This is a genomic window from Streptomyces sp. NPDC025638 (assembly GCF_055558775.1).
Genome location: NZ_JBVHLX010000001.1, coordinates 635,658 through 659,453 on the forward strand (window position 1 = coordinate 635,658; position 23,796 = coordinate 659,453).

General features: G+C 71.7%; 19 protein-coding genes and 1 pseudogene. 9 read left to right on the forward strand and 11 right to left on the reverse strand.

Translation table 11 applies throughout. The features are described 5' to 3' along the window. The 3 genes and pseudogenes from ACZ4EG_RS02845 to ACZ4EG_RS02855 form a co-directional block, all read right to left on the reverse strand. Positions 1-508: pseudogene (locus ACZ4EG_RS02845) on the reverse strand (hypothetical protein); the annotation flags it as partial. Between the two features lie 174 nt (positions 509-682). Continuing rightward, entirely contained in the window at positions 683-2,620 is a 1,938-nt protein-coding gene (locus ACZ4EG_RS02850; RefSeq protein ID WP_467789285.1) for an amylo-alpha-1,6-glucosidase, read from the reverse strand. After that, positions 2,617-4,065, reverse strand: coding sequence for an MGH1-like glycoside hydrolase domain-containing protein (locus tag ACZ4EG_RS02855; RefSeq protein ID WP_467789286.1), 1,449 nt, complete (start codon positions 4,063-4,065; stop codon positions 2,617-2,619). The genes ACZ4EG_RS02850 and ACZ4EG_RS02855 overlap by 4 nt, the downstream gene beginning before the upstream one ends. Before the next feature lie 122 nt (positions 4,066-4,187). Here ACZ4EG_RS02855 and ACZ4EG_RS02860 point away from each other — a divergent pair, with 122 nt between their 5' ends. The 4 genes from ACZ4EG_RS02860 (at position 4,188) to ACZ4EG_RS02875 (ending at position 9,534) form a co-directional block, all read left to right on the forward strand. Next, a complete protein-coding gene (locus tag ACZ4EG_RS02860; protein ID WP_453551961.1) occupies positions 4,188-5,408 on the forward strand; it encodes an ROK family protein in 1,221 nt (406 codons plus the stop codon). 434 nt (positions 5,409-5,842) lie between these two features. Then, complete coding sequence (ppdK, locus tag ACZ4EG_RS02865; RefSeq protein WP_467789287.1) at positions 5,843-8,563, forward strand: pyruvate, phosphate dikinase; 2,721 nt, start codon at positions 5,843-5,845, stop codon at positions 8,561-8,563. A 409-nt stretch (positions 8,564-8,972) separates the two neighbouring features. Next, a complete protein-coding gene (locus tag ACZ4EG_RS02870; RefSeq protein ID WP_467789288.1) occupies positions 8,973-9,185 on the forward strand; it encodes a hypothetical protein in 213 nt (70 codons plus the stop codon). A gap of 115 nt (positions 9,186-9,300) precedes the next feature. Continuing rightward, on the forward strand, positions 9,301-9,534 hold the full coding sequence (locus ACZ4EG_RS02875) for a hypothetical protein (RefSeq protein WP_467789289.1): 234 nt from the start codon (positions 9,301-9,303) through the stop codon (positions 9,532-9,534). 206 nt (positions 9,535-9,740) lie between these two features. Here ACZ4EG_RS02875 and ACZ4EG_RS02880 read toward each other — a convergent pair whose 3' ends face one another. After that, on the reverse strand, positions 9,741-10,277 hold the full coding sequence (locus ACZ4EG_RS02880; protein ID WP_453551976.1) for a DUF4232 domain-containing protein: 537 nt from the start codon (positions 10,275-10,277) through the stop codon (positions 9,741-9,743). Positions 10,278-10,480: 203 nt separating this feature from the next. Here ACZ4EG_RS02880 and ACZ4EG_RS02885 point away from each other — a divergent pair, with 203 nt between their 5' ends. Next, positions 10,481-11,407, forward strand: a complete 927-nt coding sequence (locus tag ACZ4EG_RS02885) for an oxidoreductase (protein ID WP_467789290.1) — start codon at positions 10,481-10,483, stop codon at positions 11,405-11,407. 12 nt (positions 11,408-11,419) lie between these two features. On the opposite strand, the gene nirD is transcribed toward ACZ4EG_RS02885, so the two are convergent. The 6 genes from nirD to ACZ4EG_RS02915 all read right to left on the reverse strand — a co-directional run bounded on the left by nirD (position 11,420) and on the right by ACZ4EG_RS02915 (position 18,096). Beyond that, positions 11,420-11,770, reverse strand: coding sequence for a nitrite reductase small subunit NirD (nirD, locus tag ACZ4EG_RS02890; protein ID WP_453551982.1), 351 nt, complete (start codon positions 11,768-11,770; stop codon positions 11,420-11,422). Beyond that, entirely contained in the window at positions 11,767-14,376 is a 2,610-nt protein-coding gene (gene nirB, locus ACZ4EG_RS02895; protein WP_467789291.1) for a nitrite reductase large subunit NirB, read from the reverse strand. Before nirB ends, nirD begins: the two co-directional genes overlap by 4 nt. Then, entirely contained in the window at positions 14,376-15,596 is a 1,221-nt protein-coding gene (locus tag ACZ4EG_RS02900) for an NAD(P)/FAD-dependent oxidoreductase (RefSeq protein ID WP_467789292.1), read from the reverse strand. Before ACZ4EG_RS02900 ends, nirB begins: the two co-directional genes overlap by 1 nt. Before the next feature lie 211 nt (positions 15,597-15,807). After that, on the reverse strand, positions 15,808-16,428 hold the full coding sequence (locus ACZ4EG_RS02905; RefSeq protein WP_453551990.1) for a class F sortase: 621 nt from the start codon (positions 16,426-16,428) through the stop codon (positions 15,808-15,810). Between the two features lie 110 nt (positions 16,429-16,538). Then, on the reverse strand, positions 16,539-17,075 hold the full coding sequence (locus ACZ4EG_RS02910) for a hypothetical protein (RefSeq protein ID WP_467789293.1): 537 nt from the start codon (positions 17,073-17,075) through the stop codon (positions 16,539-16,541). 289 nt (positions 17,076-17,364) lie between these two features. Then, the gene (locus tag ACZ4EG_RS02915) at positions 17,365-18,096 is read right to left on the reverse strand and encodes a TetR/AcrR family transcriptional regulator (RefSeq protein ID WP_467789294.1); all 732 of its coding nucleotides are present in this window, start codon (positions 18,094-18,096) and stop codon (positions 17,365-17,367) included. A gap of 202 nt (positions 18,097-18,298) precedes the next feature. On the opposite strand from ACZ4EG_RS02915, the gene ACZ4EG_RS02920 reads away from it, so the two are divergent. Then, a complete protein-coding gene (locus ACZ4EG_RS02920; RefSeq protein ID WP_467789295.1) occupies positions 18,299-19,795 on the forward strand; it encodes an MFS transporter in 1,497 nt (498 codons plus the stop codon). Positions 19,796-19,858: 63 nt separating this feature from the next. Here ACZ4EG_RS02920 and ACZ4EG_RS02925 read toward each other — a convergent pair whose 3' ends face one another. After that, entirely contained in the window at positions 19,859-21,502 is a 1,644-nt protein-coding gene (locus tag ACZ4EG_RS02925) for a M4 family metallopeptidase (RefSeq protein WP_467789296.1), read from the reverse strand. A gap of 139 nt (positions 21,503-21,641) precedes the next feature. On the opposite strand from ACZ4EG_RS02925, the gene ACZ4EG_RS02930 reads away from it, so the two are divergent. The 3 genes from ACZ4EG_RS02930 to ACZ4EG_RS02940 are packed head-to-tail and all read left to right on the forward strand — an operon-like array spanning position 21,642 to position 23,764. Continuing rightward, entirely contained in the window at positions 21,642-22,055 is a 414-nt protein-coding gene (locus ACZ4EG_RS02930; RefSeq protein WP_453552003.1) for a gamma-glutamylcyclotransferase family protein, read from the forward strand. Between the two features lie 46 nt (positions 22,056-22,101). Next, positions 22,102-22,689: a toll/interleukin-1 receptor domain-containing protein gene (locus ACZ4EG_RS02935; protein ID WP_453552006.1), complete on the forward strand. Its 588-nt coding sequence runs from the start codon at positions 22,102-22,104 to the stop codon at positions 22,687-22,689. A 1-nt stretch (position 22,690) separates the two neighbouring features. Further along, positions 22,691-23,764: a protein kinase domain-containing protein gene (locus ACZ4EG_RS02940; RefSeq protein ID WP_467789297.1), complete on the forward strand. Its 1,074-nt coding sequence runs from the start codon at positions 22,691-22,693 to the stop codon at positions 23,762-23,764. Positions 23,765-23,796 lie beyond the last annotated feature (32 nt).

Here is a 23,796-nt window from a genome sequence, read left to right on the forward strand (position 1 = left end):
CTGACGCAGCCGCGTCGTCCCGGGGCTTCCCCGCTGCGGTGCCGCTCTCCTCGGCCTCGGCCCCGCTCGCTGCCGCGGCCGCCGTGGGCTCGGCTCGCGTCGACCCGGCACCGGCGGACGCCGCACCGGCAGGCGCCGTAACGGCAGACTCCGCGCCGGCTGACGCAGCCGCGTCGTCCCGGGGCTTCCCCGCTGCGGTGCCGCTCTCCTCGGCCTCGGCCCCGCTCGCTGCCGCGGCCGCCGTGGGCTCGGCTTCCTCGGTACCGGGCGCCTCGGCCCGCGGCCTACCGCCCGCTGTCGCTCCTGCTCGCGCCGCCCGGACGGCCTTCGGCTCGGCCTCCGCGGTCTTCGCCGTACCGGCGGCCTCCGGCTCGGCTGCCCCCGCCAGGGCGGCGGGAACGACCTCCGTCGCCCCGTCCTCCGGCTCCCTGACCGCGGTCCCCTCTGCGGAGCCGCTGGGTTCCACGGCCGTACTGCCTGACTGGCGCGTGCTCGTGTGCTGAGGCACCCGGAGGTCCTTCCGTGCGAGGCCCGTGACGGAGCGGCGGGCCACGCTGGGGAGGCTGGGCAGGGCCGGGAACGCCCCGGCCCGCCTGGCCCGCCGCCTTCCCGTACGGTTCGCCGCCGGTGCCTGTTCAGGGCCCCGGGCAAACACCCGGCAAACGGCTCGTCAACACTCGTGCTAGGCGCCCCCGACGGCCGTGAGCAGCGCCAACGGGGCTGCCGCGGAACGGGACTCCCGGACGCACGCGTGCGGGTAGGGGACCGGCTCCGCATGGGTGTCGCGGCCGTAGCCGGCGAGGACCTCGGGGAGCCGGTGGCCGGTCGCGGTGGCCGCGTCGACCAGGGCGTGGGCGACCGTGCGGGCCTCGTCGTGCAGGCCGTATCGGGCCAGGCCCAGGGTGATCAGCGCGTTGTCGTGCGGCCAGACCGAACCCCGGTGGTACGAGAGGGGGTGGTACGCCGCCTGACCGGACGCCAGGGTGCGTACGCCCCAGCCCGAGAAGAAGTCCGGTTCGACGAGCCGTCGGCCCACCACCTCGCCGTACTCCTTGTCCAGGAGGCCGGACCACAGCAGATGCCCCGCGTCGGACGCCAGCGCGTCGACCTGGCGGCCCTCCCCGTCCAGCGCGAGCGCCGGGAAGGAGTGCTCCGGCATCCAGAAGTCCCGCTGGAAGCGGTCGCGCAGGTCGGCGGCGGCCTGTTCGAGCAGGGCCGCGTAGGTCTCGTCCTCCCACACGGCGCGGGCCACCGACGCCGTGCGGCGCAGCGCGTCGTACGCGTACCCCTGGGCCCCCGCCGCCATCACCGGGCCGGTTGCGCGGGTGCCGTCGGCCGAGCAGATGGCGCCGGGGGAGTCCTTCCAGTTCTGGTTGGCGAGACCGCCCCGGTCGGCCCGGTAGACCAGATAGCCGCGCGAGGTCAGCCCGCCGTGGTCCAGCATCCAGCCGACCGCCGCGCGGGCGTGCGGCTCCAGACGGCGGGCCAGGGCCGAGTCCCCGGTCCGCTCGACGTACGCGCCGAGCAGGATCAGGAAGAGCGGGGTCGCGTCGACCGAGCCGTAGTAGCGCCGGAACGGCACCTGCCCGAAGTGCGCCAGCTCCCCGTGCCGCACCTCGTGCACGATCTTGCCGGGCTGGGCCACCGAGGACGTACCCGTCTCCGTCGCCTGGGTGGCGGCGAGCGCGGGCAGTGTGGCGGCGGCCAGCCGGGGTCGGTAGGGGAGGGCGAAGAGGGAGGTGAGCAGGGCGTCCCGGCCGAGGAGGGTCAGGAACCAGGGCGCCCCGGCCGCCGGTACGCGCAGTTCCTCGCCGTCGGGGCCGGTCGCCGGGACCTGGAGCGCGGCGAGGTCGGCGAGGCCGCGGGCACAGGCCGCCGCCAGCTCCGGCCAGCCCGTCGGGAAGGCCACGCCCTCCACGAACTCGCCCTCCAGCGCCAGGAGTTGCTCGTTCACGGCGGCCGGGGACCGCGGCACGCGCAGCGCGCGCCTCTCGCCGTGCGGGCGGGCGATGACGCGCAGCACCAGCTCCGTCGTGCCGTGCGGTTCGAGGTCCAGGGTCCATACGAGCCGCCGGGCGCCGGTGCCGGTCTCCTCGACGCCGTCCGGGGCCGGGTCGGACGTGATGGTCGTACAGGAGCGCCACTCACCGCGCCGGTAGGTGAACTCCACGCCGTCGTCGAGGACCTGGCGGGAGCGTACGACGCCGGTCTTGGTGTAGGTGCGGTGGTCGGAGCGGAGCTCGAACTGGTCGACGAAGTCGGCGTCGGCGGTGATGGCCAGGCGCACCGTGGTCGGCACCGGGCGGTTGCTGGTCACCCGCAGCGACTCGACGAACGACGCGTCGCCGACGGCCTGTTCACGGAAGAGGGTGTGCGCGGGCGGCTCCGTGCGGCCACCGCGCGGTACGAGTACACAGCGCGCCCCGTCCCCGTCCGCGACCGGTGTGAGCGCCTCGGGCACCGCGCCGTCGATCGTCAGCTGCCAGCGGCTGAGGTGCCGGGCGTCGCGCACGAATAACCCGTCCGGGGAGCTGTTGCCCCGTACGCCGCTGATGTCACCGCGGTCGCCGACGGCGGCGAAGGTCTCGCCGTGCACGAGCAGGTGATGCCGGTCCGTCATCCCCGGTCCCCTCCCTTGTCACTCCTGTGGAACGTTCCGGTGCCCGCCCCGGACACGTCGTGTGCCGGGGTTTTGCCAAGTCCTGGTGGCTCCTGCAGCAGATCCAGCGCGAGGGCGGCGGTCCAGCCGAAGCCGGTCGCGCCGCATGCCTCGCCGGTGTACGGGTCGACGTATTCGGCGAAACCGGTCGCGTCGGCCGTCTCCACGACCGCCTCCCGCAGCGCGTCCGCCCGCTCCCGTTCGCCGTGTGTGCGCAGCCCGCGCTCCAGCAGCCAGCCGGTGTTGAACCAGGCCGGACCGCGCCAGTAGCGGTGCGGGTCGAAGGCCTCGCCGAGGAGGTCGTAGCTGGGCACCAGGCGGGTGCTGTCCCCGAGCCCGAAGTGCGGGCCGCCGAGGGTGGCGAGGAGGGCCGTGACGACCTCGCGCGGCAGCTCGGGCAGGAGCAGCGGGACGAGACCGGACACGCCGCGCTCCGGGATCAGAGCGCCGTCGCGCACGTCCCGGCACAGGAAGATGCCCGCCGCCGGGTCCCACAGCCGCTCCACCAGCGCCGCCGTCAGCCGCTCCGCGCGCGCGTGCCGGGCGGTGCCGGGCGCCCCCAGCTCCTGCGCGATCCGCGCCAGCGCGTGCTCGGAGGCGATGAGCAGCGCGTTGAACGCCGGGTCCTCGACGGCGAACTCGCCCTTCCCGTCGGCGTATCCGGCGTCCCGGTAGTCCGCCGCCAGCCGCACGTACCGCCCGTAGTCCAGATCCGTCGGCCGGTCCTCCGGCGCGCCGTGGTCGAGGTCGGCGCGGCGGAAGGAGCGGGCCGGGGCCGGGGTGATCCGGGACAGCGGGGCGTCCCAGCAGGGGCTGTTGTCCATACCCTGTTCCCAGGGGTGCACGACGGACGCGAGCCCGCCGCCGCCCAGGTCCCGCCGGTGCAGCAGATAGCGGTGCCAGGAGGCCAGCCGCGGGTAGCTGCGGGCCAGGAAGCCGCGGGCCCGCGACAGCCCCGGGTCGGCGCAGTGCACCAGCCAGGCCGCCAGCGCGTGCACCGGTGGCTGCACGATGCCCGAGGTCTGTACGGTGCGCGGGGCGCCCGCAGCGCGCCCCGCGGTCGAGGAGCGCCAGAAGTCGGGGCTCGGGAAGTAGGCGTCGAGCGGTACGGAGGGGTTGAACACGATGTGCGGGACGCGCCCGTCGGCCCACTGGGCGGCCAGCAGCGTCTCCAGCTCCGTCTGGGCCCGCAGGGGCGACAGATGCCGCAGCCCGATCGCGATGAACGCGGAGTCCCACGACCACTGGTGCGGATACAGACTGCGCGAGGGCACCGTGGAGGTGCCGGTCCAGTTGTCCGCCAGCACCCGGGCGGCCCTGACGTGCGGCGCATCCGCCGAAAGTGGCGGATCGTATGCAATGGCACGCTCCGTGGGGCGGGCGGTGAGCTGGGCAGTGCGATCCACTCGGGGCTCCCCGAAAAGACGTCCGGCCGACCAGGTTCGGCTGTGGCTACCGTAGGGTTACGTCTATTTAACACGCAAAACTCAATATGTAATGCAAACTTGAGAAACACAAGGGGGTGTGCATGACCGGACAGCCCGGCAGGACCGGCAGAGGCGGCAGTCAGGCCAGCGCCGGCGATCTGCTCGAACTGGTGCGCAGCGGGCGGGCGATCACACGCGGTGCCCTGCAGCAGGCCACCGGGCTGTCCCGGGCCACCGTCGGACAGCGCCTCGACCGGCTGTTCCGGGCTGGTTGGCTGCGCGAGGGAGCCGGCGGTCCGGTCGACTCGCCGCTCGGCGGACGCCCCTCCATCACCCTGGAGTTCGACGACTCCCACGCCGTCGTCCTCGCCGCCGACCTCGACACCCGGCACGCCCGCGCGGCCGTGCTGTCCCTGACCGGCGAGATCCTCGCCGAGCACTCCGGCACGCTGGTCATCGAGGACGGCCCCGAGGTCGTGCTCGGCGAACTCGGCCACTGGTTCGCCGAGTTGCTGGAGAAGGCGGGGCACCGGGCCGACGAGGTGTGCGGGATCGGGCTCGCGGTGCCGGGTCCCGTCGACAGCGAGACCGGCCGGGTCGTACAGCCGCCGATCATGCCGGGCTGGGACGGCTACGACATACGCGGCCGCCTCTCCCGCGCCTTCACCGAGCACACCGGCGCCGCCGCCGTGCCGGTGCTCGTGGACAACGACGCGAACCTCATGGCGTACGGCGAGCAGCGCACCGGACACCCCGGCTGCTCGGCCTTCGTGCTCATCAAGGTGTCGACCGGTATCGGTGCCGGCGTCGTGGTGGGCGGCTCGATCTTCCGGGGCGTCGACGGCGGCGCCGGGGACATCGGGCACATACGGGTGGGTGCGGAGGCGCTGTGCCGGTGCGGTTCGTACGGCTGTCTCGCCGCCGTCGCCAGCGGTGGCGCCGTGGCCCGGCGGCTCGCGGAGGCCGGTGTCCCGGCGGCCTCGGGCTCGGACGTACGGGATCTGCTGGCCTCCGGGCACCCGGAGGCGGCCGCGCTCGCCCGGGAGGCCGGGCGCCGGGTCGGGGACGTCCTGGCGACGGTCGTGACCCTGCTCAACCCCGGTGTGCTGATGATCGCCGGCGATCTGGCCGGAACTCCCTTCCTCACCGGTGTCCGGGAACTGCTGTACCAGCGGGCGCTGCCCCGCTCGACGGCTCATCTGGACGTCGTCACCTCGCGGCTCGGGGATCGGGCCGGGCTGGTCGGCGCGGGTGCGCTGGTCGTGGAGCACCTGTACGCACCTGAGCGGGTGGAGCAGCGGCTGACGGCGCTCGGGGTGTGAGCGCCGCGCTCCGCGTCGCACCCCTGTGACGTCCGCGTTTCCGTCCCACGTCACGTCCGCATGGTGAAATCCGGCGCGCTGTGACAGCGTGATTCTCGCCACCCTTGATAAGGGTTGCGCTCAGATGAGCGAATCTTGGGCGACTGCACTTCTCCAAGGGGTGGCACTCGGTGCCACCCCGTGATCGTTCATCGATCGAAAACAGACGTGCCAGGAGGCGCTCATCTGAGCAGAAAACAGCGCCTATGGGCATGGATGCGTTCAAGAAGTGAAAACATCAGCGTGTCTTCGCTTGCCAAGCTTTGACTTTCGATCCACTGGCGGACGACTGGTTACAGGCGCATGACGCACAAGTAGACGTACCCAGGCGCCTTCGATCTGGGTATGTTCCTCGCCGTCAGGGCAGCCACCGCGGCCTCAAGGAGTCGAGACCCGTGTCGGAAAACAAAGAACCCCACGTAGCGAAGTTCGTTTACGACTTCACCGAGGGAAACAAGGACCTCAAGGACCTCCTGGGCGGCAAGGGTGCCAACCTCGCCGAGATGACCAACCTGGGTCTCCCGGTCCCTCCCGGCTTCACGATCACCACCGAGGCCTGCAAGGTCTACCTGGACAGTGGCTCGGAGCCGGTGGCACTGCGTGACGAGGTGAGTGCGCACCTCGACGCGCTGGAGCAGCGGATGGGCAAGAAGCTCGGCCAGGCCGACGACCCGCTGCTCGTGTCGGTCCGCTCGGGTGCGAAGTTCTCCATGCCCGGCATGATGGACACCGTCCTGAACATCGGCCTCTCCGACAAGTCGGTGCAGGGCCTGGCCAAGCAGGCCGGCGACGACCGCTTCGCCTGGGACTCCTACCGCCGCCTCATCCAGATGTTCGGCAAGACGGTTCTCGGCGTCGACGGCGAGCTCTTCGAGGAGGCCCTCGACGCGGCCAAGGCGGCCAAGAAGGTCACGGTCGACACGGACCTGGAGGCGGCCGACCTCAAGAAGCTCGTCACCAAGTTCAAGAAGATCGTCAAGACCGAGGCCGGCCGGGACTTCCCGCAGGACCCGCGCGAGCAGATGGACCTCGCCATCGAGGCGGTCTTCAACTCGTGGAACACCGACCGCGCCAAGCTGTACCGCCGCCAGGAGCGCATCCCGCACGACCTCGGCACGGCCGTCAACGTCTGCTCGATGGTCTTCGGCAACCTGGGCCCCGACTCCGGCACGGGCGTCGCCTTCACCCGTGACCCGGCCTCCGGCCACCAGGGCGTCTACGGCGACTACCTGCAGAACGCGCAGGGCGAGGACGTGGTCGCGGGCATCCGCAACACGGTCCCGCTCGCGGAGCTGGAGCAGATCGACAAGAAGTCGTACGACCAGCTGATGCAGATCATGGAGACCCTGGAGAACCACTACAAGGATCTCTGCGACATCGAGTTCACCATCGAGCGCGGCCAGCTCTGGATGCTCCAGACCCGCGTCGGCAAGCGCACCGCCGGTGCCGCCTTCCGTATCGCGACCCAGCTGGTGGACCAGGGCCTGATCGACGAGACCGAGGCGCTCCAGCGCGTCACCGGCGCCCAGCTGGCCCAGCTGATGTTCCCGCGCTTCGACGACACCGCCAAGACCGAGCAGGTCGGCCGGGGCATCGCGGCCTCGCCGGGCGCGGCGGTCGGCAAGGCGGTCTTCGACTCGTACACCGCCGTCAAGTGGTCCCGCTCGGGCGAGAAGGTCATCCTGGTCCGCCGCGAGACCAACCCCGACGACCTGGACGGCATGATCGCGGCCGAGGGCATCCTCACCTCCCGCGGCGGCAAGACCTCCCACGCGGCCGTCGTCGCGCGCGGCATGGGCAAGACCTGTGTCTGCGGCGCCGAGGAGCTGGAGGTCGACACCAAGCGCCGCCGGATGACCGTGCCGGGCGGGCATGTGGTGGAGGAAGGCGACATCATCTCGATCGACGGGTCGAGCGGCAAGGTCTACCTGGGCGAGGTCCCGGTGGTCCCCTCCCCGGTCGTCGAGTACTTCGAGGGCCGGATGCACGCGGGCGCCCACGACGCCGACGAACTGGTCGAGGCCGTGCACCGCATCATGGCCTTCGCCGACCGCAAGCGCCGGCTGCGGGTGCGGGCCAACGCGGACAACGCCGAGGACGCGCTGCGTGCCCGTCGCTTCGGCGCGCAGGGCATCGGCCTGTGCCGTACGGAGCACATGTTCCTGGGCGACCGGCGTGAGCTGGTGGAGCGGCTGATCCTGGCCGACACGGAGGAGGAGCGCGAGGAGTCCCTCAAGCAGCTGCTCCCGCTCCAGAAGCAGGACTTCATCGAGCTGTTCTCGGCGATGGACGGGCTGCCGGTGACGGTCCGTCTCCTCGACCCGCCGCTGCACGAGTTCCTGCCCGACATCACGGAGCTGTCGGTCCGCGTCGCCCTCGCCGAGTCCCGCAAGGACTCCAACGAGAACGACCTGCGACTGCTCCAGGCCGTCCACCGCCTGCACGAGCAGAACCCGATGCTGGGCCTGCGCGGCGTACGCCTCGGCCTGGTCATCCCCGGTCTGTTCACCATGCAGGTCCGGGCCATCGCCGAGGCCGCGGCCGAGCGCAAGAACGCCAAGGGCGACCCGCGCGCCGAGATCATGATCCCGCTCGTCGGCACGGTCCAGGAGCTGGAGATCGTCCGCGAGGAGGCCGACCAGGTCATCGCCGAGGTGGAGGCGGCGACGGGCACACAGCTCAAGCTCGCCATCGGCACGATGATCGAACTCCCGCGCGCCGCCCTCACGGCCGGCCAGATCGCGGAGGCGGCCGAGTTCTTCTCCTTCGGCACCAACGACCTGACCCAGACGGTGTGGGGCTTCTCCCGCGACGACGTCGAGGCCTCCTTCTTCACGGCCTACCTGGAGAAGGGCATCTTCGGAGTCTCCCCGTTCGAGACGATCGACAAGGACGGCGTCGGCTCCCTGGTGAAGTCGGCGGCCAAGGCGGGCCGCGAGACCCGCCCCGACCTGAAGCTCGGCGTCTGCGGCGAGCACGGCGGCGACCCCGAGTCGGTCCACTTCTTCCACGAGGTGGGTCTGGACTACGTCTCCTGCTCCCCGTTCCGCATCCCGGTCGCCCGCCTCGAAGCCGGCCGCGCGGCGACCCAGTCGGCGGGCAGCGACCACCGCTAGGCCCAGGCCTCACGGCCACCGGACCCCGGAGCCGTCGTCGGTCCCCGACCCTCAAGACCGATCGACGACGGCTCCGGCGCACGAAAAAGGAGGGGCGGCACCCTGTGCGGGGGTGCCGCCCCTTCGGGCATCATCTGCGGGGGCTGTCTAGTTACGGCGCTGACCAGGCAAAAATGACGCCCGCATGAAGGCGTTGTGCCCTCGTTGTGCCATCCAGGGGCGGCTAGGGGGACCGGGGGCAGGTGGATTCAGGCAGGTGTTGGGCCGTGTCGGCTGGGGCTGACGAAACGCCCCCGAACGCTCGCGTACGGCGCTGAACGAGACGGAAATGAGACAGACCGCGACGTCTCCGGTAGCCCGCCGCGATGCGATTTGCACGGAGCGCCAACGCCCTGCCACACTCGGCTACATGAGTAAGCCAGACGGTAAGCGAGGGCGGGCGGCACGGCGCCCCCACCTCTTCGCGACGCTGTCCACCGACTCCTTCGTCGTGCTGGCGCTGCTCCTTGTCTTCGGGTTCGAGCTTTCGTCATCTCCCCATGCGTTGCGGCGTTCCGATGCCTTGAACGCCATCCTTGCCGCCCTGCTCAAGCGCGCTGCCAGCCTGCCTGCGCACTGCTGAGCGCTCCCTCCCGTGCGGAATCAGGGGTGGTGTCTCAGGCGTGTGCGCCTACCGGGAGCGCTGCTAAAGCGCGCGCCTGAGCCCCCCTCAGATGAGGCGAGAGGCTCAGCTGGCGATGTTCAAAAAGATCACTACGAAGATCAAAGAGGTTACGCGCCGTAAGCGGGGAGAGAGCCAGGGAGCGGTCTACGTTCCCCCGCTGGTGCCCCGCTCCGAGCCGAGCTATCTGAAGGTGGCCATCGTGGGCGGCACCGTGGAGGGAATCGTTCACAAGGCCATTGATCCTGCATGGGACTTCGTGAAGGAGGTGGCTCCTCTGATCTGCCACTTCCTTCAGCACCTGGTCTGAGACGGATTGCCTCTGCGGCGACCAGTCAGCAGAGGCAACACCCGGTGTAGCCCGTCCCGATCGGGACGGGCTACACCGGGTGATGTGGAAGGCGCGATGCCCGAGCGGAGTGGTGAATCAAGGTAGCCAACTTCGCTCACACCAGGTGCAGTTGTCAGCAGTCGATGCCAACATGACGTGCCCCACCTCTCAGGTGACACGCTCGCTCAGAAGGTGCCCTCCGTGTTGATCGGGCCGACTTGGAAGAGGTGGGAGCACGTGGTCCAGCGTGTGGGGACGAGGGTGGAGGTGTACGAGCCCGGCGGGTAGATCCGCAGATAGGTGCCGGTGCGCAGGCAGGGTCCGCCGATGGGGCCGTTGGTGGTGCGGACGATTGCCGACGCGGAGTGGCCCGGGGCGAGCGTGACCGTGCCGTAATGTGAGCCGGAACGGGTGGCGGCCGGGCCGATCTGCCGGTGCGCGGTGTCGAGGACGCTGACGCCCGGGTAGCCGCGCAGGGCGCACTTGCTCGTACTGGTGTTGGTGAACCGGATGGGCTGGTAGAGCGAGCCGGCCGCGCCTTCCGCGCGGCCCATGGACAGGTACAGGTCCTTCACGGCACAGGTGCGCGGACCGGCCGACGCCTGAGCCGTCGTCGTTGCCGTCGCGCTCCCTGCGACGCCCGCGGTCGCGAGCGCCGCCGCGACGGCGGTCAGGGCGGCCGTCAGGCCGCGCCGGGAGAGGAGTCGAGTATGCAGAGACATGGCCAATCCGCCTCCATCGGGCGAATGGGTGGATGCAGGTCGTCATGTTGGATGCACCTTCGGCGGGAAAAGTTGTAGCGCGCGGCCGGGTGGTTCTCCCTGGGCAATCGGACCGTGCCGAGTGCGGCCGAGTCGCCGCCGCCCCTAGGCTGAAGCCCTGCGGCCAGAGGCGAGCCGGTCCCGAGCGGTCGAGGAGGAGCCCCATGACAGGCTGGAACGCGCACGACATCCCCGACCTCGCCGGCCGTACCGCCGTCGTCACCGGGGCCAACAGCGGGCTCGGGTACGTCACCGCGCGGGAGCTCGCCCGTAAGGGGGCCCGGGTGGTGCTCGCGTGCCGGAGCGAGGCGCGGGGGAGGGCGGCCGTGGACCGTGTCCTGGCGGAGGTGCCCGGGGCCGACGCCCGGTTCGGGCGGCTGGATCTGGGGGACCTGGCGTCGGTGCGGGACTTCGCGGGCGGGCTGTCGTACGACCGTCTCGATCTGCTCGTCAACAACGCCGGGGTGATGGCGCCGCCGTACGGGACGACGGCGGACGGGTTCGAGACGCAGTTCGGGGTCAACCACCTCGGGCACTTCGCCCTCACCGGACTGCTGATGCCCGCGCTGCTCGCCGCGCCCGGCGCTCGCGTGGTGACCGTGTCGAGCATGATGCACGCGCTCGCCAACATCGACATCCGTGATCTCAACAGCGAGCGCCGGTACCGGCGTTGGATCGCCTACGCCCGCTCCAAGACCGCCAACCTGCTCTTCACGCACGAGCTGGCGCGCAGGCTGGCGGCCACCGGTGCGGACGTGGTCGCGGCCGCCGCCCATCCCGGCTACGCCGCCACCAATCTCCAGACCGCCGGGCCGCGCTCCGAGGGGCGGCGGGGTGCCGAGCGGCTCATGGAGCTCGGCAACCGCCTCTTCGCCCAGCCGGCGGAGGCGGGCGCCCTGCCCACGCTGTACGCGGCGACCGCCCCCGACGTCCGGCCCGACTCCTTCTTCGGCCCCTCGTTCGCGATGTGGCGCGGTGCCCCGGAGCCGTCCCGGCGGGCGCCTTGGACGCGCAACGACGAAGCGGGGACGCGGCTCTGGGACGCCTCGGAGCGGCTGACGGGCGTGCGCTACGACGCGCTCAAGGGGTGACCCCCCGTTGCGTCAGGCCGCGCGCACCTCGTACGTCGCCACCCGCACCGCCTCGTCGTCCAGGCACTGCCCGGAGGTCAGGTCGAAGCGCTGCTTGAGCAGCGGTGAGGCGACGAACGGGCGGCCCTGGTGGGTGCCGGTCAGGCCGCGGGAGAGGACCGCCGCGCCGCCGAACGGATCGCGGTTGTCGATCGCGTAGATTCGGCCCTCGCGGTCCAGGAAGATCGCGGCCTGGCGCCCGTCGGGCAGCAGCGCCGCAACCCCGCGGCCCGGCGTCAGCGCGGTCAGATCACAGATGGTCAACCAGTCCTCGTCCAGCCGCAGCCGGATCTTCAGGGCGGTCGTCTCGGGTGCCAGGGTCATCGCTGGGCGCTTCCTTCCAGGGGACGGTGGCCGATGGTCAGCAGGGGGAGGTCGGGCTTCATCTGGTCGCGCTCGGGGACGAAGCCGACGACCGGGTCGGGGGTGTCAGGCGCGTTCACGAAGGACACGAACCGGGCGAGCTTCTCGGGGTCGTTGATGGTGGTCGCCCACTCGTCGGCGTAGTGCGCGACGTGGTCCTTCATCAGGGACTCCAGCTCCTCGCAGATGCCGAGGGAGTCCTCCACGACCACGTCGCGCACATGGTCCAGGCCGCCCGGGATCCGCTCCAGCCAGGTCGAGGTGCGCTCCAGACGGTCCGCGGTGCGGATGTAGAACATCAGGAAACGGTCGATCAGGCGGATCAGTTCGGCGTCCGACAGATCCTGGGCCAGCAGGTCCGCGTGGCGCGGAGTGGCGCCGCCGTTGCCGCCGACGTACAGGTTCCAGCCGTTGGAGGTGGCGATGACGCCGAAGTCCTTCGACTGGGCCTCCGCGCACTCGCGGGCGCAGCCGGAGACCGCCGACTTGAGCTTGTGGGGCGACCTGAGTCCCCGGTAGCGCAGCTCCAGGTCGATCGCCATGCGCACGGAGTCCTGGACGCCGTAGCGGCACCAGGTCTGGCCCACACAGGACTTCACCGTGCGCAGCGCCTTGCCGTACGCGTGCCCGGACTCGAAGCCGGCATCCACCAACCGCGTCCAGATCAGTGGGAGTTGTTCGACGCGCGCGCCGAACATGTCGATCCGCTGACCGCCCGTGATCTTTGTGTACAGGCCGAAGTCGCGGGCGATCTCCCCGATCACGATGAGCCCCTCCGGGGTGATCTCACCGCCGGGGATGCGCGGGACGACCGAATACGAGCCGTTCTTCTGGAGGTTGGCGAGAAAGTGGTCGTTGCTGTCCTGCAGCGCCGCCTGCTCGCCGTCCAGGACATAGCCGCTCGCGCCGATCGTCGGGGCGAGGGACGCGATGATCGACCCCACCGCGGGCTTGCAGACCTCGCAGCCGTCACCGCCCCGGGCGCCCTCACGACCGTAGCGGTCCAGGAGGTCCCGGTAGGTGTTGATGCGCAGCGCGAGGACGATCTCGTACAGCTCCTCGCGGGTCTGGGAGAAGCAGCCGCACAGGCCCTTGTCGACCTCGACGCCGCTCGCCTCCAGCTCGGCGGTGACCAGCTGGCCGAGCACCTTGACGCAACTGCCGCAGCCCGTACCGGCCTTGGTGCACTTCTTCACCTCGGGCACGGTGGTGCAGGAGTGCTCGGTCACCGCGCCGCGGATCGTGCCCTTCGACACGTTGTGGCAGGAGCAGATGACCGCCTCGTCGGGCAGGGCGGAGGGGCCGAGCTGCGCCGGGGCGCCCGCGCCGGCGGGCAGCACCAGCGACTCCGGCGAGACCGGCGGGACGGAGCCGGTGAAGGCGCGCAGCGTGCCGTACGCCTCCGCGTCACCGACCAGGATGCCGCCGAGCAGCGTGCCGTCCCGGCCGATGACCAGCTTCTTGTACAGGCCCGCGCGGGAGTCGGAGTAGACGACGTCCAGGCAGTCCTCGGCCTTGCCGTGCGCGTCGCCGAACGACGCCACGTCGACACCGAGGAGCTTGAGCTTGGTGGACAGGTCGGCGCCCGTGAACGCCGCCTCGTCCCGCGCGATGGTCGCCGCGGCCGTCTCCGCCTGCTCGTAACCCGGCGCCACCAGGCCGTACACCCGGCCGTCCGCCGCCAGCGCGCACTCGCCGATCGCGAACACACGCGGGTCGGTGACCGTACGGCACTGCTCGTCGACGCTGATGCCACCGCGCTCGCCGACCGCGAGGCCGCAGTCCCGGGCCAGCTGGTCGCGGGGGCGCACACCGGCGCTGAACACCACCATGTCGGTGGCGAGTTCGGAGCCGTCCGACAGCTTCATGCCGGTGACGGCGCCATCGGGGCCGACGATGACCTCCTGCGTGCCCACGCCGGTGTGCACGGCCAGGCCCATGTCCTCGATCGTGCGCAGCAGCGCCGCGCCACCGCCCTCGTCCACCTGCACCGGCATCAGACGCGGCGCGAACTCCACGATGTGGCTGGTCAGTCCGAGGCCCTTCAGCGCGCCCGCGGCCTCCAGACCGAGCAGGCCGCCGCCGACCACCGCACCCGTCGTCGCCCGCGACCCGGCGTACTCCTCGATCGCGAGCAGGTCCTCGATGGTCCGGTAGACGAAGCAGCCCTCGGCGTCCTTGCCCGGGACCGGCGGTACGAAGGGGTAAGAGCCGGTGGCCAGCACGAGGGTGTCGTACTCGACGACCAGACCGGAGCGGGCGGTCACCCTGCGCGCCTCACGGTCGACCTTCTCCGCCGGGTCGCCCACGTGCAGCTCGATGCCGTGGTCCTCGATGAACTGCATGTCGGTCATGGACAGTTCGTCGGGTGTCCGGCCCGAGAAGTACGACGTGAGCTGCACACGGTCGTACGCCGGACGCGGCTCCTCGCACAGCACGACCACGCGGTGCGTGGCGGTCAGGCCGCGCTCGGCCAGCGCTTCGAGGAAGCGCTGGCCGACCATGCCATGGCCGACGAGCACGATCGTGGGGTGGGACCGGTCCCCACCGAGTGCGGTCGTGGACATCAGGAGCCTCCATCGTTGGTGAGCAGGTGGAGCAGGGGGCCGCCGTCGGACGGGAGCGGCTCTGCTCCCTCCCAGGCACGGGCGAGCGCGCCGACAGTGCCGAGTTCGCCGACGAGGACCCCGCCGACCAGGCGGTCGTCGCGGACGACGACCTTGCGGTACGTGCCCCGGGTGGCGTCCGTGAGCTGGACGACGTCGTCGCCGGGGCGGGGCTCGGTCTCGCCGAACGCGGCGAGGTCGAAGGGTGGGTCCTGCCCGGTCAGGGTGAGCCGGGTCAGGGAACGGGTGCCGGTGTAGCGGGAGTCGGCCCTCCCGGCCAGCAACTCGGCCAGCACATCGGCCTGTTCGAGTGCCGGAGCGGCCAGGCCGTAGACCGTGCCGTCGTGCTGGGCGCAGTCGCCGATGGCGTGGATGTACGGGTCGGACGTACGGAGTTCGTCGTCGACGACGATGCCCTTGTGGACGGTGAGTCCCGCGTCCTGGGCCAGGCCGGCGCGCGGGTGGATGCCGCAGGCGAGGACCACCAGGTCGGCGTCGAGCGCGTACCCGTCGGCCATCTCCACCGAACGGACCGCGCCCCCCACACAGCGCACGTCCCGCACCCGGCACTCGGTGTGCACCTCGATGCCCAGGTCCTTCAGGTGCCGCAGCACGAGCTTCGAGGCGTTCGGGTCGAGCTGGCGCTCCATGAGCCGCTCGGCCTGCTGGGCGAGGACCACCTGGGCGCCGCGCACGGCGAGCGCGCGGGCCGCGGACACACCGAGCAGCCCGCCGCCGATGACGACCGCCCGTACGCCCGGCCGCACCGCCTTGGACAGGCCCAGACAGTCGTCCATGGTGCGGAACGCGTGCACGCCCTCGGGGAGTTCGTGCCCGCCCGCGCTGAACAGACCGCGCAGGGGCGGAAGCACCGGGTTGGAGCCGGTGGCCAGGACCAGCCGGTCGTATGCGATCACCGAGCCGTCCGCGCACTCGACGGTGCGCCGGGCGCGGTCGATGCCGGTGACCCGGGCGCGGGTCAGCTCCGCGGGTGCCGGGAGGGCGATCACCTCCGGGCTGTACCGGCCGGCCAGCACCTCGGCGAGCAGGACCCGGTTGTACGGGCGGTGCTCCTCTTCGCCGACGAGCAGCGCGGGCGTGCCGAGCTCACCGAGCCGGCGGGCGAGACGTACGCCCGCGAGGCCGGCGCCGATCACCACCACACGCGTATTCGAGGTCATGCAACGCAGCGTGCGGTGCCGACGTTACCCGGCAGCATCACCGTTGTTTCCCGCGAGGAACGCTGCCCTCAGCGGGAGCGGGGAAGGGGTGTGAGGGTACCGGGGGCGGGCCGGTGCGGGCTGTGAGGCGGGCGTGACCGAGTCGGCTCAGCAGCTCACAGCAGCTCACAGCAGCTCACAGCAGCTCACAGCCGCTCAACCGCTCGGCCGCTCAGCGGCTCCCGGTCAGGTGCGCGAACACGACCACGTTCGCCTGGTAGCCGGTGGCCTTCGAGTAGGTGCCGCCGCAGGTGATCACCCGTAGCTCGGGACGCTCGGCCGCGCCGTACACCTTGTCGTCGGGGAAGTTCCGCGCCTGGTAGACCTCGACCGCGTCCACCGTAAACACCGCGACACCGCCGTCGCGCCGGTCCACCTCGATGGTGGCACCCCGCTTCAGGGCGCCGAGGTCGTAGAAGACGGCGGGGCCCTCGGTGTTGTCGACGTGCCCCGCGACGATGGCGGTGCCTCTCTCGCCGGGGGTGGTGCCGGACTCGTACCAGCCGGCGAGGTTCTTCTGGCCGGCGGGCGGGACGTCGAGGCTGCCGGACTTCGTCAGGGCGAGACCCATGAGCGGTGCGTTCACACGGATGGCGGGGATGCGGATGCGGGTGGGCGGGGAGGGCGGCAGCGCCGCGGACGCGAGCCGCTCCTCGGCGGGGTCCGGGCGGCCTTCCGCGACGGACGGCTGGGGCGGGGCGTGCGTGCCGGCGCCGCCTCCCAGCAGGAACACACCGGAGCCCAGGGCGACCACGGTGACGGCGGCTATGGCGGTGTCGCCGATCCTGCGCATGCGAACCCCTCTCCCGGAACTGACCCCCTCCCCCTCCGGGCCGCGAGGGGCGTCGGACCCGGAGGGGGCGGGACTTGCGGTACCGGCGGACGGACAGCGGAGGGTGTCCGTCAGATCCCGTCGCCTCTCGCCCGGCGATGCAGGAGCCAGGTACCGCCCGCGGCGGCGACGGCCAGAGCCGCCACGCCCGCCGCGGTCTGCACGGGGTCGGGGCCCAACGCGCCGCCGACCCCCGTCTTCACACTTCCGCGCGGCTGCGCCCCTTCGCGCGCCGTGCTCAGCGTCACCATGAGGTCGCCCGCCACCTGCCGACCGCCCACGGCGCACCGCGCGACGATCTCGTACGTCCCCGGCTGTGCGCTCGGCGGCACCCGGAACTGGCCGATCGCATCGCCCTCGTGCGCGCTGGGCGCCAGCATGAACGCGCCCGCGCCCACCGCGCTCGCGTCACCCGCCGCCGTCCCCTTGTCGCCGCACGCCTTCGTGTTCACCGTCACCTGACCGCCGGGCACCACCGTGGAGGGGTACACCTCCAGGCCTTCGGCCACCGAGGACACCCGGACGCCACCGTGGGCGGGGGCGGCGGCGAGCCCCGCCGCGGCGACGGCGAGCGCGGTACCGGTCAGCATGCGGGCGGTGCGGCGCATGATGCTCCCTCGAGTTCACGGGGGCACGCCCGCGGCACCCCCATGTGCCGCCGAGTCGGTCGCGTCCCTGCCCTTCCGAGGTAAGTGGGAGTCGGTCGGGCCCGCTTCCTGACAAGGCGTCAGAAATGGGATGAACGGGTGTCTCCGGTCGGGTGCGCAAGGGCTGCCAGGAAGGTGTTCCGGCAGGTCATGGGCGTGGGCGGGGCTGCCGTGGAAGAGAACACGAACGGCGCGGGCGGCGGGTGTGAACGGGTGACCGGGGTGCACCGGGCCGCCTGGGACGGCGCGGCTAGTGGGGCAGCTTCATCGCCAGGCCGTCGAGCACGATCTCCAGGGCGTACGCGAACTTGTCGTCGCGGACCGCGGCCGGGTCCGTGGTCGCCGCGACGGCGTCGGTGTAGGCGCCGGAGAGATGGTCGTGGCCGGCCGCGGCCTGCTGGGCGGCGGGCAGCAGCCGGTTGATGAACTCGGCCTCGGTCTCGCCGGAGCGGGCGACCGTGGTGAGCCAGGCGGCCTCCGTGCTGCTCATGCCGATCGTGTACGACAGCACGGCGTCGATCGCCCCGCTGGGCTCGGGGAAGCCGATCGCCGTGAACAGCGCGGCGAGCCGCTCGGAGAAGGCCATCAGGTTGGGGCCGAGATAGGCGAGACCGGCCTGGCCGAGGACCGAGGACAGCCAGGGGTGCCGCAGGGCGGTGGCGCGGAAGGAGGCCGCGGCCTCGGTGACCGCTGCCCGCCAGTCCGGGCTGTCGGAGGGCGGTACGTGGATCTCGGCGGCGACCTCGTCCACGGCCAGCTCCATCAGCTCGTCCTTGGTGGCGACGTGCCGGTAGAGGGAGGTCGCGCCCGCGTTCAGGCGGGCGCCGAGCTTGCGCATGCTGAGCGCCTCGATGCCCTCCGCGTCGAGCATGGCGATCGCCTCGCGGACGATCACGGCCCGGCTGAGCGCGGGCTGGTCGGGCTCGGGCTGCTGCCGGGCCCAGACGGAGGGGATCGGGTTCGGCTTGGCCTTGGCTGCCATGGCGCTCCTCTGGGTGCTCAGGGGCGGGTGTGCGTTCCTGCGTACGTCGTGCGCAACCAGCGTACAGCGAACGGGCTTGCGAACACTGTTCCGAGCTGCGTACAGTGTTCGCATCGCTAGGAACGGTGTTCGCATCGCAGGAACAGCGTGCGCAGCCGCTCGGCCTGTGCGCGGACGGTGAAGCCCGAAAGGAAGAACCCCGATGGAAACCCGCAACCCACGTCGCTGGTGGATCCTCGTCGTGTTGTGCCTGAGCACGCTGGTCCTGGTGGTCGACAGCATGGCGCTGACCGTCGCGGTGCCCGCGATGACCGAGGACCTCGGCGCGAGCGCCCAGGACGTCCAGTGGATCCTCGACTCCTACGTCCTGGTCTTCGCCGGTCTGCTGCTCACCTCGGGCAGCCTCGGTGATCGCTTCGGCCGCCGCAGGGTGATGCTGATCGGCCTGATGCTGTTCGGCGCGGCCTCACTGGCCGGCTCGTTCGCCGCCGACCCCGGACAGGTCGTCGCCGTGCGGGTGGCGATGGGGGTCGGCGGGGCGCTGATCATGCCGTCCACCCTCTCCATCCTCATCACGGTCTTCGACGAGGCGGAGCGCGGCAGGGCGATGGCGGCATGGGGCTCGGTGTCGATGCTCGGTCTGGTCGGCAGCCCGGTGCTGGGCGGTGTCCTCGTCGACCACTTCACCTGGCACTCGATCTTCTTCCTCAACGTCCCCGTGGTCGTCCTGGCCGTCCTCGCCGGTGTGACCCTGATGCCGGAGTCGAAGGCGCCCTGGCAGAAGGCCGATCCGCTGGGCGCGGTGCTGTCCGCGGCCGGGATGACCGCGCTGGTCTGGTGGATCATCGAGATCCCGCAGCACGGCGCGTTCGAGGGCCGTTCCCTGATCGGCCTGACCGTCGCGGTCCTCGCCCTCGCGGCCTTCGTGATCTGGGAGAACGTGACCTCCTCCCCGATGGTTCCGCTGGTCCTCTTCAAGCACCGCAACTTCAGCGGAGGTTCGCTCTCCCTGGCCCTGGTCCAGATCGGCAACGGCGGTCTGCTGCTGGTCCTCACCCAGTATCTGCAGTTCGTCCTCGGCTACTCGGCCATCGAGGCGGGCCTGGCCTTCCTGCCGCTGGCCGTGACCGCGATCGTCGGCAACACGGCGGGTGTGAAGCTGGCCGCGAAGATCGGCAACCGCTTTGTGATCCTGACCGGCATGCTGATCATGGTGGCCTGCTTCGCCCTGCTCACCACCGTCGACGCCGGCTCCGGCCTCACCGTCCCGGCGACCGCCCTGGGGCTCCTCGGTCTCGGTGCCGGTGCGGCCATGCCGGCGGCGGTCGGCGCGCTGATGGCCACCATCCCGGCGGACAAGGCGGGCGTCGGCTCGGCCCTGAACGACACCGTCCAGCAGGCCGGCACCGCCCTCGGCATCGCGATCCTCGGCTCGCTGCTCTCCAGCGGCTACACGGACCGGATGCCCGCGGACGCCCCCGACCAGGCCCGCCACTCCATCGCCGGAGCCGTCGCCGCGGCCCACCCGACCCTCCTCCGTTCGGCCCGAGAGGCCTTCACCTCCTCGATGTCCACCACCTTCACCCTCAGCGCCCTCGGCGTCCTTGCCGCGGCGCTCCTGGCCACGCTGGTGATGCGGGACGACAAGCAGGAACAGCCCGCCGAGTCCCCGGACCGGGAGCAGGAACTGGCCGCCTGACCCCACCGCACACAACAAGGCCGGTGCCCGCCAGGGCACCGGCCTTCCTGCCGCGCGTGGCGGTCAGTTCACGTTGACCGCGCTCCACGCCGCCGCCACCGCGTTGTACTCCGTGCTGCCCGCGCCGTAGAGGTCCTTGGCCGCGTTCAGGGTGGCCGTGCGGGCGGCCTTGTAGTTGGTGGAGGACGTCATGTAGACCGTCAGCGCCCGGTACCAGATCTTGCCGAGCTTGTCCCGGCCGATGCCGGTCACCGTCGAGCCGTTGTACGTGGGCGAGTTGTAGCTGACGCCGTTGATGACCTTCGCGCCGCTGCCCTCCGCGAGGAGGTAGGCGAAGTGGTTGGCGACGCCGGACGAGTAGTGGACGTCGAGGTTGCCGACCGAGGAGCTCCAGTAGTCCGCGGAGTTGCCGTCCTTGGACGGCTGGTCCATGAAGCGGAGGGCGGGCTTGCCGAAGCCGGGGCGGACGATCTCCTCGCCGATGAGGTAGTCGCCCTGGTCGGAGGAGTTGTTGGCGTACCACTCGACGAGGGTGCCCATGATGTCCGAGGTGGCCTCGTTCAGGCCGCCGGACTCGCCCGAGTAGGTCAGCGCCGCCGTCTTGGACGTCACGCCGTGCGACATCTCGTGGCCCGCGACGTCCAGCGCCACCAGCGGACCGAAGACCGAGCCGTCACCGTCGCCGTACGTCATGCAGAAGCAACTGTCGTCCCAGAAGGCGTTGTTGTAGTTGTTGCCGTAGTGGACGCGGTTGTACGAGCCCTTGCCGTCGTTGGCGATGCCGTTGCGGCCGTGGACGTTCTTGTAGTAGTCCCAGGTCTCGTTGGTGCCGTACTGCGCGTCCACCGCCGCCGAGGAGCGGTCGGCGTTCGCCCCCGTGCCCCAGTGGTTGTCGGCGTCCGTGAACAGCGTCGCGGGGGCACGGACGAAGCAGATGCCGAAGATGCACAGGTCGGTCTTGTTGGCGGCGTCGCCGGTGTACGTGTTGCCGCGGGTGGGGTCCTTGAGCTGGTACGTCGACCCCGACTGCGTCGTCTCCAGCGGCACCGTGCCGCTGTACAGCGACTGGCCGTCGCCCGTCGCCGTCTCGATGCTGTCCCAGGCGTCGATCTGGGCGCCGGTGCGGGCGTCGGTGAGCACCGTGCGGGCCACCGGGTTGCCGAGGGAGTCCTGGCCGACCGCGTTGGTGCGCCAGGCCAGCTTCGGGGCGCCGTGCAGCGCGTCGACGACCAGCTCCGGCTTGGCCTTGACCCGCTTCAGACTGTCGCCGAGGTTCGCGGCGCGCAGCGCGTTCACCGCGAGGTCGGCGGCCTTGGGGGCGGACAGCTTCGGGGTGATCGAGGACAGGGAAATCTGGCTCTTCGTGGCGCGGTTCGCGTTGCGGAACGTGCCGTTCGGGGTCAGGTGGACCACGAAGTCACCGCCGAGAACCGGCAGTTGGCGGTAGGTGCGGTCGTAGCGGACGTGCTGGGTGCCGTCCTTGTCGACGATCACGTCCCGGACGCTGGTGTCCTGCGTGGAGGTCAGGCCCAGGCTCGTGGCGTGCTGTACGAGCGCCGAGGCCGCGTTCTCGATCGCGGTGGCCCGGGTCGGTCTGCCGTCGGCGTGGGCGGCGGGGGAGAGAGCGGCGGCCAGCAGGGTCGCTGTGGTGGCGGCTATGCCGGCCGTGGCGAGACGGGATCCTCGGATGTGTCGTGTCCGACTCATCGGTCTCCTTGGGAAGGCGCCTCGAAGGCGTGGGGGTGGCGCTGATGTCGACAGACGATTTAAAGGGCCATGACATGTCATGTCCATAGCGCCTTCAAGGAGATGTGTGAGGGGTCGGAGGGGATGCAGAATCGTTCCTGTGACCCTTCCGTTCTTCGTCTACGGCACGCTCCGCCCCGGCGAGCCCAACCATGACCTGTTCCTTCGCGGCCGTACGCGCTCCGAGGAACCCGGCCGGCTGACGGACGCGGTGCTGTACGACGGCCCCGGATATCCCTACGCCGTCGAGGAATCCGGGGGAGTCGTCAGCGGGGAACTCGTCGCCGCGCTGCCCGAGGCGTACCCCGAACTGCTCGCCGAGCTCGACCGGCTGGAGGAGTACGTTCCGGGCGACCCGCGCAGCCTTTACGAACGGGTCGACCGGAATGTCGTACGCGGCGACGGCACCACCGTGCGCGCCTGGGTGTACGTGGCCGCGCCGCACGTCGCCGCCCTCCTGCGTGCACGCGGCACGCGCATCGCGGGCGGCGACTGGCTGAACCGGGTCCACTGAGGGCAAACCCCGTCCCTAGTGCGGGTATCGCCCCTACACTCCAGCCATGACGGGGCTTGACGGGGTCAACCTGGCGATCGCGTTCGCCGGTCTGCTGCTCACGGTGGCGGGCACGTACTTCGGATTCCACGAATACCGCCAACGGCGAGCGGGCGCCCGTGCCGACGACGGCGGCGCCGGCAGCGGCGGAGCGTCCGAGCCGCCCGAGCGACAGGGCCCGTACGACGTCTTCGTGTCGTACGCGGACGGGGACACGGCGGCGGCGGAGCTGCTGGCCGGGCGGCTGCGCGCGGCGGATCTGGATGTGTTCCTGGTGTGCTGGGTGGCGCCGGGACTGGTCTCGCTCCTGGAGACCGAACGGGCGCTCACCGAGGCCGGTTTGGGAGTCCTGCTGTTCGGCTCCGGCACGACGGCCGACCCCCGCGCCCGGGACGAGTACGCCGCGCTGCTGCACCGCAAGTACGAGGGCGGCCTGCGGTTCGTACCGGCGCGGATCGCGGACGTCGCGCTGCCCCCGCTCGCCGCCATCCACCAGCCGCTCGACCTCACCCGGCCCGGCACCGCCCACTACGACCGCGAGGTCGCCCGCCTGGTCCGGGTCGTCCGCACACCGCGGCGCACGGCGGGGGCCTGAGATGGTGGTCACCCGGCCGTGGCGACTGCCGCGCTGGACGGAGGTGCGTGAACTGCACACGGGGCGGTGCGGGCGCGTCGTACTGGCGTGGCCCGCCTACGAATCGGGGAACGAGGGCGGCGTGTCGGCCCGGTCCCCTGCCGTGCCCCGTGCGACCGGCGCCGCCCACGGGCCCGCGCGCCTGGCCGTGGTGCGATACGTGCCCGCCCGGCCGCTGATCCACCGGCCGCGCGAGGCCGCGTTCCGGGCGGACGTCCGGCGGCTGGCCGGGCTGCGGATCCCCGAGGCGGCCGTGCCGTACCGGTTCGTGCAGGCCCCCGCGTTCCGGACGGCGTACGAGCGGTCGGCCGTGGCCGCCGGCGGGGCACTGATCAGCGACGCGGTCGAGGGCGTCACCCTCGCGCGCCTGCTGGACCGGCACGGAGCGCTGTCCGGGCCCGCCTCGGCGGTGCTCTTCCGGGCAGTCCTGCGCGCGTTGGCGGCCGCGCACGAGCGGGGCACGGCCCACGGCGACCTGCGGCCCGGCAAGGTGCTGGTCGGCGCCGACGGGACGGTCACGGTGACCGGCCTGGGACTCGCGGCGCTCACCACCGGCGCCCCGGAACTGCGCGCCCCCGAACTGTGGCAGGGCACCGGGGACGCGACCCACCAGGCCGACGTGTACGCGGCCGCATGCGTCCTGTACCGCTGCCTGACCGGGCGGCCGCCCTTTCCCGTACCGCAGTTGTTCAGTCTGATGGCCCGGCACACCACGGCACCGGTACCGCTGACGGGGGTACCCCGCCCCCTGCGCGAACTGCTGGCCGCCGGTCTGACGAAGGACCCGGAACCGCGCCCGCGCGCAGCCGCCCTGCTGGCCGAGATGCAGCGGTCGGCAAAGAGCGACTGGGAGGAGACGGGCAGGGCGGGGCTGGGCGCACTCGCCGCACCGCTGGTCGAGCCGCTGCCGCGCACCCCGCCGCGCACGCCCCCGGCACCGCGGCCGCCGCTCCGGCCCATCCGACCCGCCCGGCCCGCGGCTGCCCTCGGCCCGCCCTCGCGCCGCAAAGTCCCGTACGCGAAGGAATCGGGTTAGTGCGACTTACTCAATGCCTGGGTGGAGGGGGT

Bases quoted from the DNA above. Each gene is read 5' to 3' on its own strand.
- ACZ4EG_RS02850 (WP_467789285.1), bottom strand. From the start codon at position 2,620: ATGACGGACCGGCATCACCTGCTCGTGCACGGCGAGACCTTCGCCGCC.
- ACZ4EG_RS02860 (WP_453551961.1), top strand. From the start codon at position 4,188: ATGACCGGACAGCCCGGCAGGACCGGCAGAGGCGGCAGTCAGGCCAGC.
- ACZ4EG_RS02870 (WP_467789288.1), top strand. From the start codon at position 8,973: ATGAGTAAGCCAGACGGTAAGCGAGGGCGGGCGGCACGGCGCCCCCAC.
- ACZ4EG_RS02875 (WP_467789289.1), top strand. From the start codon at position 9,301: ATGTTCAAAAAGATCACTACGAAGATCAAAGAGGTTACGCGCCGTAAG.
- ACZ4EG_RS02880 (WP_453551976.1), bottom strand. From the start codon at position 10,277: ATGTCTCTGCATACTCGACTCCTCTCCCGGCGCGGCCTGACGGCCGCC.
- ACZ4EG_RS02885 (WP_467789290.1), top strand. From the start codon at position 10,481: ATGACAGGCTGGAACGCGCACGACATCCCCGACCTCGCCGGCCGTACC.
- nirD (WP_453551982.1), bottom strand. From the start codon at position 11,770: ATGACCCTGGCACCCGAGACGACCGCCCTGAAGATCCGGCTGCGGCTG.
- nirB (WP_467789291.1), bottom strand. From the start codon at position 14,376: ATGTCCACGACCGCACTCGGTGGGGACCGGTCCCACCCCACGATCGTG.
- ACZ4EG_RS02900 (WP_467789292.1), bottom strand. From the start codon at position 15,596: ATGACCTCGAATACGCGTGTGGTGGTGATCGGCGCCGGCCTCGCGGGC.
- ACZ4EG_RS02905 (WP_453551990.1), bottom strand. From the start codon at position 16,428: ATGCGCAGGATCGGCGACACCGCCATAGCCGCCGTCACCGTGGTCGCC.
- ACZ4EG_RS02910 (WP_467789293.1), bottom strand. From the start codon at position 17,075: ATGCGCCGCACCGCCCGCATGCTGACCGGTACCGCGCTCGCCGTCGCC.
- ACZ4EG_RS02915 (WP_467789294.1), bottom strand. From the start codon at position 18,096: ATGGCAGCCAAGGCCAAGCCGAACCCGATCCCCTCCGTCTGGGCCCGG.
- ACZ4EG_RS02920 (WP_467789295.1), top strand. From the start codon at position 18,299: ATGGAAACCCGCAACCCACGTCGCTGGTGGATCCTCGTCGTGTTGTGC.
- ACZ4EG_RS02925 (WP_467789296.1), bottom strand. From the start codon at position 21,502: ATGAGTCGGACACGACACATCCGAGGATCCCGTCTCGCCACGGCCGGC.
- ACZ4EG_RS02935 (WP_453552006.1), top strand. From the start codon at position 22,102: ATGACGGGGCTTGACGGGGTCAACCTGGCGATCGCGTTCGCCGGTCTG.
- ACZ4EG_RS02940 (WP_467789297.1), top strand. From the start codon at position 22,691: ATGGTGGTCACCCGGCCGTGGCGACTGCCGCGCTGGACGGAGGTGCGT.